General features: G+C 51.2%; 12 protein-coding genes. 9 read left to right on the top strand and 3 right to left on the bottom strand.

The annotated features are described in order from the left end of the window. Position 1: 1 nt before the first annotated feature. Both uvrA and uvrB read right to left on the bottom strand, forming a co-directional pair. Complete coding sequence (gene uvrA, locus NGAR_RS05795) at positions 2 to 2,866, bottom strand: excinuclease ABC subunit UvrA (protein ID WP_015018739.1); 2,865 nt, start codon at positions 2,864 to 2,866, stop codon at positions 2 to 4. Continuing rightward, positions 2,866 to 4,845 (bottom strand): excinuclease ABC subunit UvrB, encoded by a 1,980-nt coding sequence (uvrB, locus tag NGAR_RS05800; protein WP_015018740.1) that lies wholly within the window; start codon positions 4,843 to 4,845, stop codon positions 2,866 to 2,868. Before uvrB ends, uvrA begins: the two co-directional genes overlap by 1 nt. 244 nt (positions 4,846 to 5,089) lie before the next feature. Between uvrB and NGAR_RS05805 the strand changes: the two genes are divergently transcribed. The 5 genes from NGAR_RS05805 to NGAR_RS05825 are packed head-to-tail and all read left to right on the top strand — an operon-like array spanning position 5,090 to position 10,102. After that, positions 5,090 to 5,380, top strand: coding sequence for a hypothetical protein (locus NGAR_RS05805; RefSeq protein ID WP_148681050.1), 291 nt, complete (start codon positions 5,090 to 5,092; stop codon positions 5,378 to 5,380). Positions 5,381 to 5,425: 45 nt separating this feature from the next. Beyond that, positions 5,426 to 6,121 (top strand): HD domain-containing protein, encoded by a 696-nt coding sequence (locus NGAR_RS05810; RefSeq protein ID WP_015018742.1) that lies wholly within the window; start codon positions 5,426 to 5,428, stop codon positions 6,119 to 6,121. 56 nt (positions 6,122 to 6,177) lie between these two features. Continuing rightward, complete coding sequence (locus tag NGAR_RS05815; RefSeq protein WP_015018743.1) at positions 6,178 to 7,056, top strand: electron transfer flavoprotein subunit beta/FixA family protein; 879 nt, start codon at positions 6,178 to 6,180, stop codon at positions 7,054 to 7,056. Continuing rightward, positions 7,053 to 8,231 carry an electron transfer flavoprotein subunit alpha/FixB family protein gene (locus NGAR_RS05820; RefSeq protein WP_015018744.1) on the top strand — a complete coding sequence of 393 codons (1,179 nt, stop codon included), beginning with the start codon at positions 7,053 to 7,055 and terminating at the stop codon, positions 8,229 to 8,231. The genes NGAR_RS05815 and NGAR_RS05820 overlap by 4 nt, the downstream gene beginning before the upstream one ends. Then, entirely contained in the window at positions 8,228 to 10,102 is a 1,875-nt protein-coding gene (locus tag NGAR_RS05825) for an NAD(P)/FAD-dependent oxidoreductase (RefSeq protein WP_228369308.1), read from the top strand. Before NGAR_RS05820 ends, NGAR_RS05825 begins: the two co-directional genes overlap by 4 nt. On the opposite strand, the gene NGAR_RS05830 is transcribed toward NGAR_RS05825, so the two are convergent. Further along, entirely contained in the window at positions 10,099 to 10,647 is a 549-nt protein-coding gene (locus NGAR_RS05830; RefSeq protein ID WP_015018746.1) for a thioredoxin family protein, read from the bottom strand. The genes NGAR_RS05825 and NGAR_RS05830 overlap by 4 nt on opposite strands. A 75-nt stretch (positions 10,648 to 10,722) precedes the next feature. Between NGAR_RS05830 and NGAR_RS05835 the strand changes: the two genes are divergently transcribed. The 4 genes from NGAR_RS05835 to NGAR_RS05850 all read left to right on the top strand — a co-directional run bounded on the left by NGAR_RS05835 (position 10,723) and on the right by NGAR_RS05850 (position 13,631). Then, positions 10,723 to 10,932 (top strand): hypothetical protein, encoded by a 210-nt coding sequence (locus NGAR_RS05835; protein WP_148681051.1) that lies wholly within the window; start codon positions 10,723 to 10,725, stop codon positions 10,930 to 10,932. Between the two features lie 477 nt (positions 10,933 to 11,409). Beyond that, entirely contained in the window at positions 11,410 to 11,793 is a 384-nt protein-coding gene (locus tag NGAR_RS05840; protein WP_015018748.1) for a hypothetical protein, read from the top strand. 23 nt (positions 11,794 to 11,816) lie between these two features. Further along, positions 11,817 to 12,200, top strand: coding sequence for a hypothetical protein (locus tag NGAR_RS05845; protein WP_015018749.1), 384 nt, complete (start codon positions 11,817 to 11,819; stop codon positions 12,198 to 12,200). Between the two features lie 78 nt (positions 12,201 to 12,278). Beyond that, a complete protein-coding gene (locus NGAR_RS05850; protein ID WP_148681052.1) occupies positions 12,279 to 13,631 on the top strand; it encodes a tRNA (N(6)-L-threonylcarbamoyladenosine(37)-C(2))-methylthiotransferase in 1,353 nt (450 codons plus the stop codon). Positions 13,632 to 13,676 lie beyond the last annotated feature (45 nt).

Consider the following 13,676-nt stretch of genomic DNA (forward strand, 5'->3'; position numbering starts at 1 on the left):
TTCACTGCTTTGTCCTCTGCAAAATCTTCTGGTCCACTGCCAGCTTTGGCTTTAGGTACTTGCCGGTATAGCTGTCTTGGTTTTCGCTTATCTGCTCAGGCGTCCCTTCGGCAACAATGCGCCCGCCAGCCTCACCGCCTTCGGGCCCTAAGTCGACTATCCAGTCAGCCGAGGCAATGACATCAAGGTTGTGCTCGATGATGATTATCGTATTACCAAGATCCACTAGCCTCTTGAGCACGTTCAGAAGCTTGCTCACGTCCGCAAAGTGGAGACCTGTGGTCGGCTCATCTAGGATGTAGACGGTCTTGCCGGTGTCCCGGCGCGACAGTTCTGCCGCAAGCTTGATCCTCTGTGCTTCGCCGCCAGACAGCGTAGTCGCAGGCTGGCCGAGCCTCAGATACCCAAGTCCCACGTCGTTTAGCGTCTGCAGCTTTTTCGTAATCGCAGGGATGTTGGAGAAGAACTCTGACGCTTCCTCGACTGTCATGTCAAGCACGTCTGAGATAGTCTTGCCCTTGTACTTGATCAAAAGCGTTTCCGAGTTGTAGCGCCTACCCTTGCATTCGTCACATGTCACGTAGACGTCCGGCAGGAACTGCATTTCTATCTTTTTGACCCCTCCGCCCTCGCAGGCTTCGCACCTCCCCTCAGAGACGTTGAACGAGAACCTGCCGGCCTTATATCCCATCTCTCTTGCCTGCGAGGTCTTGGCAAAGAGCTCCCGTACGGGAGTAAAGGCGTTGACATAGGTGGCGGCGTTTGACCTCGGCGTCCTGCCTATAGGCGACTGGTCTATCCCTATCACCTTGTCAACATGCTCTAGACCAGATATCTTGTCGTGCTTGCCCGGCCTGTACTTTGCATCGTAAAAGTGCTCTGCGAGCGCCCGGAATAGTATGTCATTTACAAGCGTAGACTTGCCCGAGCCAGAAACGCCTGTAACGACTGTCATGCAGCCAAGCGGAAAGCGGACATCAATTGATTTTAGGTTATTTTCCCTGGCGCCATGCACAGTCAGCCACTTGCTTGATTTGCGCCGCTCGTGCTGGTGTGCAACCAGCCTGTCGCCTCTAAGAAAAGCACCAGTGATCGAATCAGGGTTCTTCATGATGTCCTGCAGCTGGCCACTTGCAACGATCGCGCCTCCGTGGATTCCGGCACCCGGGCCGATATCTATTATCCAGTCAGAACTGCGTATCACCTCTTCGTCGTGCTCGACGACTACAAGTGTGTTATCAAGGTCGCGCAACTTTTTCAAAGTGTCTATCAATCGCGCGTTGTCCCGCTGATGCAGGCCAATCGTGGGCTCGTCAAGAACATAGAGCACTCCTGTCAGGTTCGAACCGATCTGGGTGGCAAGCCTGATCCTCTGCGACTCGCCGCCAGAAAGCGTGGCGGTCATTCTATTGAGCGTAAGGTAGTTAAGCCCGACGTTTCGCAGGAACTCAAGCCTTGAAATGATCTCTTTGAGTATTGTCCTTGCGATGTAGCGCTCTGTCTCTGACAGTGCCAGATTCTGGAAGAACTTGTAACACTCGTCAATAGATAGGTCGCACACCTCCATTATCGACTTGCCCTGTATCTTTACAGCCAGAGCCTCGTCACGCAGGCGCCTGCCGTTACACCGTTCACATGGGCGCTCCCGCATGAATTGCATCAGGTCTTCGCGCTTTGACTCTGATTCTGTCTCGCGGTAGATGCGCTCCAAGTTTGGAATCACGCCCTCAAAAGTCCCTCTGTATTCCCAGCGGCTCTCCGAGTAGCGCGACTCGTACTTGTAGTGGATGCTCTGGTCGGTGCCGTACAGTATCACCTTCAATTGATCAGGTTTCATCTTGGATATCGGGGTTGCAAGGTCAAAGCCGAATTTTCTGCCGACATCGCGCAGCATGGCGGATCTGAACGTTGCAAAGTGGCCTGTCCATGGCTTTATCGCGCCATCGAGTATGCTCTTTGTTTTATCCGGGATTATCAGGTCAGGGTCAAACTCGATCTTGATCCCAAGGCCATTGCAATCTTTGCAGGCTCCAAAGGGCGAGTTGAATGAGAAGGTGCGGGGTTCAAGGTCGCCAAGCGATATGCCACAGTGGGGGCAGGCGTTTCGCTGCGAATACATCGCATCCTTGCTGTCTATCGAAACGACAACCACCCCGTTGCCTACCTTTAGCGCAGACTGGATCGAGTCGAAAAGCCGACTCTTTTCCTCTACTGACGGCTTGAGCCTATCGACAATGACCTCGATGGTATGTTTTTTCTGTTTGTCAAGCCTTGGATATTGCGGCTTTTCTTCGTCATCCTCGTCAAGGTTTGTTATTTCGCCATCAAGTCTGATTCTGGAAAAGCCGTCCTGCTTTAGCTGGTCGAACAGCTTCTCATATGTCCCCTTTTTTGCCTGAACGACTGGGCCCAGAATCATAACGCTCTTGCCGTCGCCAATTTTCATCACAGATTCCGTGATCGAGTCGGCCGACTGGCTTGCAATCTTTCTGCCGCATTTGGGGCAGTGTGGGATGCCTATCCTTGCAAACAACAGGCGCAGGTAGTCGTAAATTTCGGTGACAGTACCGACGGTCGACCGGGGGTTCTTGCTGGTAGTCTTTTGCTGTATCGATATTGCTGGAGACAGACCGTCTATCGAGTCGACGTCGGGCTTGTCCATCAGCTCCAGGAATTGCCTTGCATAAGCAGACAGCGATTCAACGTAGCGTCGCTGGCCTTCCGCGTAAATAGTGTCAAACGCAAGGGTTGATTTGCCCGAGCCCGACAGCCCTGTGATCACGACGAGCTTATTCTTTGGTATCTCGACATTGATGTTCTTCAGGTTGTGCTGTCGTGCCCCTCTGATGATTATCTTGTCGTGCATCAGGACACCTCCGCCAAAGCCGGCTCTCCAAGCGCCTTTCTTATCTTGCTCAACTTCTCCCGGAACATTATCGCCTTTTCAAAGTCTAGCTCTTCGGCAAACCTCTTCATCGTGGCTTCGGTTTCAACAGCAAGCTTGACCAAATCCTGCCTTGTCATGGACTTTGTCTCTACACTCATATCGCCAATCTCTTTTGTGCTTTCAGGTATCGGCTTGACGATCGTCCTTGGTTTTATCTTGTGCTTTTTATTGTATTCTAGCTGCTTTTTGCGCCTGCGCTCTGTTTCCTCTATTGCCTGCTTCATCGATTCTGTAGAATGATCGGAATACATTATCACCGCGCCGTCTAGGTTGCGGGCAGCCCTGCCAAATGTCTGGATGAGGCTCGTGGTGTTGCGTAAGAAACCCTCCTTGTCTGCGTCCAGAATTGCAACAAGCGAAACCTCCGGAATGTCGAGACCTTCCCTAAGAAGGTTGATGCCGACAAGCGCGTCAAACTCGCCCAGTCGCAGCTGTCTGATAAGCTGGGTACGCTCAAGACCTTCAATCTCAGAATGCAGGTAGCGCACCCGCACTTCATTCTTGGCCAGAAACTCTGCCAAGTCCTCTGCCATCCTTTTTGTCAGCGTCGTTACAAGCGTGCGCTGGTTTTTCTTGGCTCTGTTCTTTATCTCCTTTATCAGGTCTTCCATCTGGTTCTTTGTGGGCCGGATCTCTACTTTAGGGTCGACAAGGCCTGTGGGCCTGACTAGCTGCTCGGCGACCTGCCAGCTTGACTTTAACTCATATGGCCCAGGCGTAGCCGATACGAAAATCACGTTTCTGAGATATTTCTCAAACTCCTCGAACTTGAGCGGCCGATTGTCATAGGAGCTTGGCAGACGGAACCCATAGTCAATAAGCATCTTTTTGCGGGTGTGGTCGCCATTATACATGCCATGCAATTGCGGCAGCGTGACGTGCGACTCATCAATGACAAGCAGGAAATCGTCACCGAAAAAGTCAAGGAGGCAAAAAGGCGGCTGGCCCGGCGCTCTGCCGTCAAGGTGGCGGGAATAGTTTTCAATGCCAGAGCAATAACCAAGCTCTTCTATCATTTCCAGATCGTATTTTGTGCGCTGCGCAAGCCTCTGCCGCTCCAGCTCGGAAGGCAGGTTTGGTAGCCAGTTTTCAAGCTCGCGCTTTATCGATTCAAGTGCGCTGTTGCGCGAGTCGTCGTCAGTGATATAGTGCTTTGCCGGAAATATCTTGACTGCGTTTACATCACGCAGCTTTTTCATGCTTACATGGTCATGTATGCTTATCCGCTCGATCTCGTCGCCAAATACGGATACGCGGATAATGTCGTCAGAATAGCCAGGGATGATGTCAATTGTGTCTCCCTTTGCCCGAAAGTTGCCCGGCATAAGCGACATGTCATTTCGCTCATAGCGCGCCTCGATCAGATTGTGTATGAGTATCTTGCGGTCGATTTCCATACCCTTTGTCAGCGTGATGGCGCTCTTCTCCCACTCTTTGGGCGAACCAAGAGAATAGATGCAAGAAACGGTTGACACGATTATTGTGGGCTCGCCGGACATGAGCATCGCGGTGGCTTCAAGCCTCATCTTTTCTATCTTTTCATTCACTTCGGTGTCCTTTTCGATATACGTATCTGTCTGGGGGATATAGCTTTCAGGCTGGTAATAATCATAGAAGCTTACAAAGTAGCCGACGTTGTTTTCTGGAAAGAACTCTTTGAACTCAGCATACAGCTGAGCTGCAAGGGTCTTGTTGTGCGAGATCACCAGCGTGTTCTTGTTTGTCCTTGCAATGACGTTTGCAATTGTGTATGTCTTGCCGCTCCCAGTCACGCCAAGGAGCGTCTGGCGCCCGCCCTTTTGCACGCCCCTGACCAGCTGCTCTATTGCTTCAGGCTGGTCACCGCTTGGCGGGAAGGCATCCTTTGCCAGAGCAAAGCTTCTAGAACTTGTTAGCAACTGTTAGGACAGCTAATTTTCAAAACGCGCATATATGGTTAATGCCCCAATCGTGCCTACTTTCCTTCTTCATATGGACATCGTAATGGCTGTCTGCTTGCCTGCTCCTTTGTGGTAAACTTCATCCCACAATGCCTGCACCTAAACGCATGCCTCTATAATCTGACATGAGATCTAGACATGGCAGACATCGTGGATAGATGCTACTGTTAAAAATTCTGTTGCACATATGCTAATTGTGGATGTGCGCGACCTGGATAAAATGGAACGGACGATACGCTGGATCGAGATTGCACTGATCATAGGCAAGAACCTCGTGTTTATAATTGCAGCATTTGTCGGGATCAGCTTTATGATTGCAATATACAATTCTCTAGTAGGCAACATCGTGGGAAGCATTATCAGTTTGGCGTTTGGCGCTGCCGGGCTTGTCTTTTTTGCACAGGTACGCCAGACACGCAGACGACACTATCGCAGGCGAGTAAAATACCAAGAAACGAGGCAGCAAAAATATCGCGAAGTCGCTTCTGCCTAGTCGCAACAGCAAATCTTTTGTTCAACCACTTCTCTCTATAATGGCATGGACGAGCTCGATATCCCCCGGGTAAGCAAGCACGAATTTCTGGCTTTTCTCCAGAATGAAGCCAAGGTGCGAGTAGACAATTACATCGAGGGCGCAATCGAAGTCGCAGAAGAAGTCCACTCTGATCTGATGCGCGAAGACGGCACTTCGCCATTCCTTGAAACCCATACCTGGCCTGTTACAATGGACGTGGTCAGGCATTACCGCTCTGTCAACCGCAATATTACAAGCGTCGAAATCGTGGCCGCAATACTGCATGATGTTATGGAAGATGATGACAGGATACTGAACCTACATGAATCCAAGTCGTACGGCTTTGAAGCGTACCTTGCATACAGGTTTGGCAACAGGATCCGCGACATTGCAACCGAGCTAAAGATCAAGCCACTTGAAAACTACCCTGGCTCAAATGACATCGAGCGCCAGATGGCTCGTTTTTACGAATACTGTGACATACTGCGCGACGCAGAATACGACATCAAGGCGATCAAGCTTGCAGACAGGCTCAACAACATGCTGTTTATCCGGCGCGTTCCCGGGCACGACAAGGTGAGGCGCTATACTCGTGAAGCCGAGGACTTTTACCTTGCGTATCCAATGCTGCCGCCCAAGATGCCCGAATTCTACAAAAGGATGAGAGAAGCATACGAGGCACTGAAAGTAGCTCCTGCAAAAAAGCTGGTTGCTGCATAACTTTTCTTCATAAACCATTTAAAGGTAATAAATGGAGGTAAAGGGGAGACAAGCCATTGGCAAACCTCAACGTTGCGGTTATTGTAAAATTAGAGCCGGATTTTTCTGAGGGAAATGTCAGCTACAACGCTGATGGCACGCTTAATCGGGCCGAGACAAAGAGCATACTCGGGCCGCATAGCGCCGTGGCGTCAAGCGCCGCGTTCTATGCCAAGGTCAGGTACGGCGCCAGCGTAGCAGTGGCCACAATGGGCCCGCCTATAGCCGACAGCGCGCTCCAGCAGGCGCAGTTGCTGTGCGATGCTGACGAGCTTTATTTGTACAGCGATAGGATGTTCGCTGGCGCTGACACGCTTGCCACCGCAGAGGTGCTCAAGACCGGCATCTCAAAATTGGAAGGCAAGATGGACATCGTGTTTTCTGGCCACAGGGCGTCTGACGGCGAGACAGGTCAGACAGGACCCCAGACTGCTTGGAAGCTAGGCTTTACCTTCCTTGGCAACGTAATCGACTACGATGTCGACATGCAGAACAGGATCGTGAGGGCAAGACGCATGATTTCGCTGCAAGGCTTTTACGATGTCGTCGAAGAGGTGGAGGCGCCGCTTCCTGTGTTCATTGCAATAGATCCATCATACAAGGCGTCGTTTAACACCGTATCACAGAGGCTTGCTTTTGAAAAGTACCAAAAGGAGGCAAAAGAGCGCGCTCAAAACTACAAGCAATATCTGAAGGTGTTCAATGCGCAGCAGCTTGGGGTGGATCCAAAACTGGTTGGGCTGCCCGGCTCGCCAACAATCGTTTACAAGGTGGAAAGGATTCCAAAGGCAAAGGCAAGCAGGAGAGCCGAAGTCGTCGACGGCACAAACCGCGAGCAGCTTGCCAAGGTGGCGACCAGAATGTACGAAGTGGTGGGAGGCATGGTAATCAAATGAAGAAGTACCAGCACCTCTATGTCATAATAGAGCACGAAGACGGCAAACCCGTACCTGTCAGCCTCGAGATGCTGGGCGAGGCAAGGCGGCTTATGGACGGCTATAACAAGAAGTATTCTGCAGACGAAAAGGTCGTCGCAGTTGTGCTTGGGCATGACGTGCGCAGACTGTGCGAGGAACTGATATTCTACGGTGCCGATGCGGTGATTTATGCAGACAGCCCAGAACTGCGCTATGCCCGAAACCTGATTGACACCAAGGTGATAAGCCGGATAGCCACTAGCAAAGAGCTTGCGGCCAAATTCTCTGACGCTTCGGAATTTGTAAGGCCGCGCTATATGTTCTTTGCAGCAGACAGCATTGGCAGGCACCTGTCGTCAACAGTGCTAGCGGAGCTTGAATCGGGCCTTGCATCGGATATCAACAAGCTTGTCATCGAGGACTTGGAGATAAAGCACGAGCACAAGACAAAGGGCCAGCCTATGAAATATGAAAGGACACTTGAAATGTACAGGCCGGACTTTTCCGGATTCCTCTGGACTACCATCCTGTGCCTTGACAATCGCAACCCTGCGATAGAGCGCGACTACCACCCACAGGCTTGTAGCATAATCCCTGGAGTGTTTGCGCCAATAGAACGCGATAGCACAAGACGCGGCCCAATAGTCGACTATGTTCCAAAGTTTGACGAGTGTGACCTCAGAGTAAAAATAATTAACAGAAAAATAGTAAAGAGCACAGTCGACTTTGACAGCAAAAAGGCAATCGTGAGCTTTGGCAGGGGGATCAAGGACTCGCCAGAAGAGAACATAAAGCTGGTGGCTGAGCTTGCCAGAGAGCTTGAAGCTGAGGTGGGCATCTCGCTGCCGATATCGAAAAAGCCGTTTGCAGTCAGTGAGGGGACAAGCTCGACCTACATGATCCCAGACAGAGTAATCGGCACAAGCGGCCGCAAAGTGGCTCCTCTGCTCTATGTCGCGGCAGGCATCAGCGGGGCAATGCAGCATATTGCCGGCATGAAGGAAGCCGGCTTTGTAGTGGCAATAAACCCTGACGAGGACTCGCCTATAAAGGACGAATGCGACATTTTCATCAAGGGAAGGATGGAAGATGTTATACCGCTTTTGCTAGAGGAACTAAGAAAACAAAAGCCTGCAATAGAGGTGAAGAAATGATGGAAAGCTATGATGTTGCAATAATCGGCGGCGGATCTGCTGGCCTTGCCGCGCTAAAACAGCTGTCAAACTTAGGCAAACAGGCGATCCTGCTTGAAGCCGGCAAGCAGGTTGGGACCAAGAACATTTCCGGCGGTATACTGTACTCAAAGAAGCCAAAGACTGGCCGGGTATACAACGTCGAGGATGTCTACGGTCCAGAGTTCCTAAAGGATGCGCCAGTCGAGCGCAAGATAACGCAGTACATGCTGCATTCTACTTCAAGGAACAAGGTCTTTACGATGAACCTGACTGCCGCCCACGAGTATCAGGCTAATTTCGGCTACTCTGTGCTGCTCAACCGGCTCAACGCATGGTTTGCCCGCCACGCAGGCGAAAGTGCCGAGCGGCAGGGTGGAGGCATCGTATCGGGCGTGCACGTCCGGTCGCTGAGCTGGCAGGGCGACAAGACGGTAGTTGAGACTGACGAGCTGGAGCCCTTTGAGGCGAAGGCAGTGATCGCTGCTGATGGCGTCAACTCGGAAGTAGCTGAAATAACCGGATCCAGACCAAAATTTACGCCCGAGCAGTTGTACCAAGGGGTCAAGGTCGTAGTCAAGCTGCCAGAAGAAATAATCGAGCAGCGGTTCGGCATCGGGCCGGACGAAGGTGCAGCTCATTTGTTCGCCGGCGATGTCACGCTCAACCACATTGGAGGCGGCTTTCTCTACACAAACCGCGATACGCTGTCAGTTGGCGCCGTGTACCATTATGACTCGCTGATGGATAGACCTGCAGAGCCCTACACGCTTGTCAACGCACTGCTGAAGAACCCGATGGTCGCCGAATTCGTAAAGGACGAAGTGGCCATCAAGGAGGAGATCGACAAGAACCTTCCAAAGGAAGAGCAGCTAAGGGTGCGGTTTGCGGTAAGCAAGCTGATAAAAACATGGAATGAGCTTCGCGACGTATGGTATTCGCCAGCTGCGAGGAAAAAACTTGTTGAAGCAGGCAAATACAAAACAGAAGAAGAGATCAAGGCAAGGCTCGACTCCGTGCAAAACGAGCTTGCAAACAAGTACCACACCAAGTTCGTAACCGACTATGTCGAGCTGGAATACAGCGCCAAGCTGGTGCCAGACGGCAAGCGCTGCGCCATGAAAAAGCCGTACTTCAAGAACGTGCTGTTTGTTGGCGACGCAGCCGGAAGGGGCGTCTTTATCGGCCCGAGAATAGAGGGTCTCAACGTAGGGATTGATGATGCAGTAAGAGCGGCAAACGCGGTAGCAAGGGCGATCGATAGGAACAACTTTGGCCCACAATATATGGGCGAATACTACTCCCAGTTGATAGAGGAGAGCCCCTATACTCGCGACATGAAAGAGATCGACAAGGATTATGTGAAAATATTCCTCGATGCGGCAAGGGACGTGCCAAAGGACATCATTGGCCAGCGTTATGGCATGGTGTTTCGGCTGATGTCAAGCGGCACGCTGAGGGGGCTGGCTGTTGGCTTTGCCAACATACTGGGCTACGACAAACTGCTGCCGTTAGTTGAGTCTGAAGACACATACGTGCAGGTGCCGGTAGAGCTTGCAGAAAAGATGGGCCGTCCCATTCAGGCGACGTACGAGCCGACCCTGCCGACTGTGGCTCAGCGCGTTGCAAGGCTGAAATACGACGACGACAGGATTTCGCACATCAAGGTGCTAGACTCAAAATCGCAGTTCATGAAAAAGATGGTGACGCTCTGCCCCACTAGCTGCTACAGCATGGAGGGAGGCGACGTGACGCTCCAGCATGAGGCGTGCATCGAATGCGGCACGTGCGCCAAGGAAACAGAGTGGCGCCACCCAAGAGGGGAAAAGGGAGTAATCTACCAATACGGCTAACTCTTCCACTTTATCGAACATCCGATCGAAGGATCAAAGTCCTTCTCGAGCCTTTCTCCCTTTAGCAGCTTGCGCACGTTGTTCTCCATGACAGGGACTGTCGGCTTTGCTTCAGGGTCAAGCGCATCGTTTATTCTGCCGTGGAACGCTAGCTTGCCGTCAAAGAACAGGAACGGGTCAGGCGTGCACACTGCTCCGTACGCCCGCGCAATGTCTTGGCTGTCGTCTATCAGGTATGGAAAGTTCAGCCTATGATCCTTTGCAAACGTCACCATGTTGTCAAAGCCTTCGTCCTTGTAGTTTGGATCGTTGCTGTTGATGCCAATGACCTGCAGTTCTGACGGCTTGAACTTGCTCTGCAGCGCAACAATATCGCCAATTCTGGCCTTGACGTAAGGGCAGTGGTTGCAGATAAACACTACAAGCGTGGCCCTGCTCTTGTAGTCGTGCAATGAATGCATTTTACCGTCTACACCTTTTAAGGTGAAATCAGGAGCCCTGCTGCCGGTTCTGAGAACTTGAGGTGACGATTCAGTCTTGACCATGCCCTATCATGTAATGCATAGATATTATATCTATTACGAATGGTTATAAAATAATTCAACGATAATACAGCAGCCATGCAACGCAGGAACGACAGCAGTCGGCTCTTGCCCCTAATCGTGATAGCAGTTTCTGCTGCATCCATAGTCGCTACGGTGGTTCTAGCATTCTATGGCATCTACTTTTTCTTTTTCTTTATACCGATTGTCTTTGGGCTGCCATGGTCAATAAAAAAGCTGTGGCGTAACAAGGCAAGAAAGCAGTGGAACGTCGAAGACTTGCGCTAGGCGATGTCAAGGGCCTGCATAAGCTCGACCGTCAATTCTTCCTTTTTTCTGCGTCTGTATTCTGCCTTCATTTTATATTCATGTTGTTGGTCTTTGGAATGTTCCTTCCAAACTCACTGTACCCGACCAGCTCGCAAAAATCGGCTATTCTTTCCATCGCAGGGGTCAAGTTATCAGATGTCATATCCGGTCCTCGTATCGCAGCTCGTAATACCTGCTGGGCCCAAACACACACATCATAAATGTCGACTATTACGAGGAGAATTCGGCCAGACAGATCGTCTTGCATAACTTTATGCATGCATCAGTATAAAGCGATATATGAGCGTCTGCCTTCTGTCGAAAGCATCAGGCGCATCCCGGTCGTCAAGAAAAAGATGTTCTCTACCCAGACGCCAAGCAGACGCGTTATTTCATGCCCTGATCATCAATAATTACAAATAATGTCATTATCATCTACAGCTGGAATGCTATATAATGATGCCAGACTCGATTGATGCCATTTTGCAGCTGCCACAGCGCAAGTTGGTAGTCGCACAAAACGATGTCTACCTTGACAAGCAGGTAAAAAATGAAATTTTCATCCTTATGGTTGAAGAGTCAAAGGGCTCGGCTGGCGGAAGGGCTGCCGGCTCTGGCCATCGCCGGGTTGAAAGAATTTACGGCTTTGCCTGCGATGGAGGCATATGTACGAAATTCTTTGAGAGCGGCGAGCAGGACAAGGTAGATCAATTTGACATCCCCTATAGCGCAGTTGCAATGGATATCAGGCTCTCCGATGGCAGGCCGTACGTGGTACAGGGCATAGTGGACCCAGACTTTGTGGCGTCCTATCGCTCGGTGATAAGCAATCTAAAATAGGCTTTCCCGCCAAGCTGGTACCGATGTCAGAGGATCATCACCAGCGGCTAGAGCAGACCGCTTCGGCAATAGAAGACCTGCTATACATGGAAGTCATTAAGCTGGGCGACGAGCAAGACAAGGCTTTGCTGTCACCACACTTCTCAATCGTAGTTTCAAACGTGATGGCGAATATGAAGCTCAATGAAGATGCCGGCAGCAGCGACACCATGAAGCTGATGTACTATTCACTCCTGATCTACATGAACGAGCACCTAAAGATGCCCAAGCCGCTCATTATGGCGCTTGGAAACGATCTCGAGAAAAACCGCGAGAGCATGGAAAGCGGCAAGCTGATCACCACATATGTCGCGGTCCTGTCGGAGATATGGGCCCAGAACCGCCGGCAGGCAAACAACAACAAATAGTGCTATTGTAGGCTTTTTCTTCAAAAGCCTCTCTGGCGGCACGCTTTTAAGTCGAAGGGATGTACCTATCTTTCATCGATGCTGAGACGATCGCTCAAGCCTGCATTAATAGAGTCGATACCTGTGCTTAGGAGGTCAAAGCCAAAGGTATGGGTGGAAGCCTATGGCTGCTCGGCAAGCATGGCCGATTCTGAAATGATAAGTGGGCTGTTGAAGGGTGCTGGGTATGAAATCGCAAGCAAGCAAAGCGAAGGCGCGCTCAACCTGATTGTCACATGCTCTGTCAAGGACACAACCGAGCACCGAATGGTCAGCAGGATAAAAGCAATGAGCAAGTCGGGCAAGCCGCTGGTTGTTGCAGGCTGCCTGCCAAAAGCAGATAGGGCAAAGGTCGAATCATTGAATTCTTTGGCAAGCCTGCTTGGGCCGCACTCGATCGAAAAGGCGGTCGATGTCGTGGGCTCTGCCCTTGCAGGTGGCAGACTTGTCGCGCTTGAGGACTCTGTAGCTGACAAGGTCAACATTCCAAGGGTGAGGCTCAACCCCATGGTCAGCATCGTTGAGATAGCAAGCGGCTGCATGAGCGAATGCACGTTCTGCCAGACAAAGATCGCCAAGGGATGGCTCAGGAGCTACCGCATCGGCGACATCATGAGGCAGATCAAGGCCGACATCAATGCCGGCTGCAAAGAGGTCTGGCTAGCGTCAACCGACAACGGCTGCTACGGCAAGGACATGGGCACAGATCTGGTCGAGCTTCTCAGGGCATGCTGCTCTATAGAAGGAGATTTCAAGATCCGGCTGGGCATGATGAATCCAATGTACGTGCCAGAGATGCTGAACAGGATGGTCGATGTATTTTACGAGAACGAGAAGCTCTTCAGGTTCCTCCACATCCCTGTTGAAAGCGGGAGCGATAGGGTATTGAGAAAGATGAAGCGCGGCCATACCACCAAGACATTTCTGGATGCAGTGCAGGCTTTTCGGAGCAAGATCCCGGAAATGACAATCTCGACAGACGTCATCGTAGGCTTTCCTTCAGAAACCGAGGACGATTTCAAAGAAACCCTCGATCTCGTCGAGAGGGCCGAACCGGACATTGTCAACATCTCGCGCTATAGTGCGCGGCCGGGCACAGAGGCCGCAAAATGGAAGGGCATGAGGGTCAGCTCTCAGGTAGCTAAGGAAAGGTCGGAGCGCCTTCACGTTCTGGCAAAAAAGGTTGCGAAAAAGCGCAATTCGCTGTGGCAGGGGTGGCAGGGCGAAATAATTATCGACGAAATGGGCAAGGTAGTGCAGGGCAGGAATTATGCATACAAGCCGGTCGTCGTCCTGTCATCAAACCTTGGCAAGGTTTCGCTTGGCGATAGAAAGCGCGTACAAGTTTATGATTTTTCCAACTTTTCGTTAAAGGCAAGGATAGTAATTTAAACGAGCTCAACTTTGTTAGGCCACGCGTAGCTTATGGTTAATCAC

Origin of the sequence: Candidatus Nitrososphaera gargensis Ga9.2, from assembly GCF_000303155.1 — an archaeon.
Taxonomy (GTDB): Archaea; Thermoproteota; Nitrososphaeria; order Nitrososphaerales; family Nitrososphaeraceae; genus Nitrososphaera; species Nitrososphaera gargensis.

Excerpts from the sequence above, each read along its gene's own strand:
- NGAR_RS05850 (WP_148681052.1), top strand. The coding sequence starts at position 12,279 with ATGCTGAGACGATCGCTCAAGCCTGCATTAATAGAGTCGATACCTGTG.
- NGAR_RS05845 (WP_015018749.1), top strand. The coding sequence starts at position 11,817 with ATGTCAGAGGATCATCACCAGCGGCTAGAGCAGACCGCTTCGGCAATA.
- NGAR_RS05820 (WP_015018744.1), top strand. The coding sequence starts at position 7,053 with ATGAAGAAGTACCAGCACCTCTATGTCATAATAGAGCACGAAGACGGC.
- NGAR_RS05840 (WP_015018748.1), top strand. The coding sequence starts at position 11,410 with ATGATGCCAGACTCGATTGATGCCATTTTGCAGCTGCCACAGCGCAAG.
- NGAR_RS05835 (WP_148681051.1), top strand. The coding sequence starts at position 10,723 with ATGCAACGCAGGAACGACAGCAGTCGGCTCTTGCCCCTAATCGTGATA.
- NGAR_RS05810 (WP_015018742.1), top strand. The coding sequence starts at position 5,426 with ATGGACGAGCTCGATATCCCCCGGGTAAGCAAGCACGAATTTCTGGCT.
- NGAR_RS05825 (WP_228369308.1), top strand. The coding sequence starts at position 8,228 with ATGATGGAAAGCTATGATGTTGCAATAATCGGCGGCGGATCTGCTGGC.
- uvrA (WP_015018739.1), bottom strand. The coding sequence starts at position 2,866 with ATGCACGACAAGATAATCATCAGAGGGGCACGACAGCACAACCTGAAG.
- NGAR_RS05830 (WP_015018746.1), bottom strand. The coding sequence starts at position 10,647 with ATGGTCAAGACTGAATCGTCACCTCAAGTTCTCAGAACCGGCAGCAGG.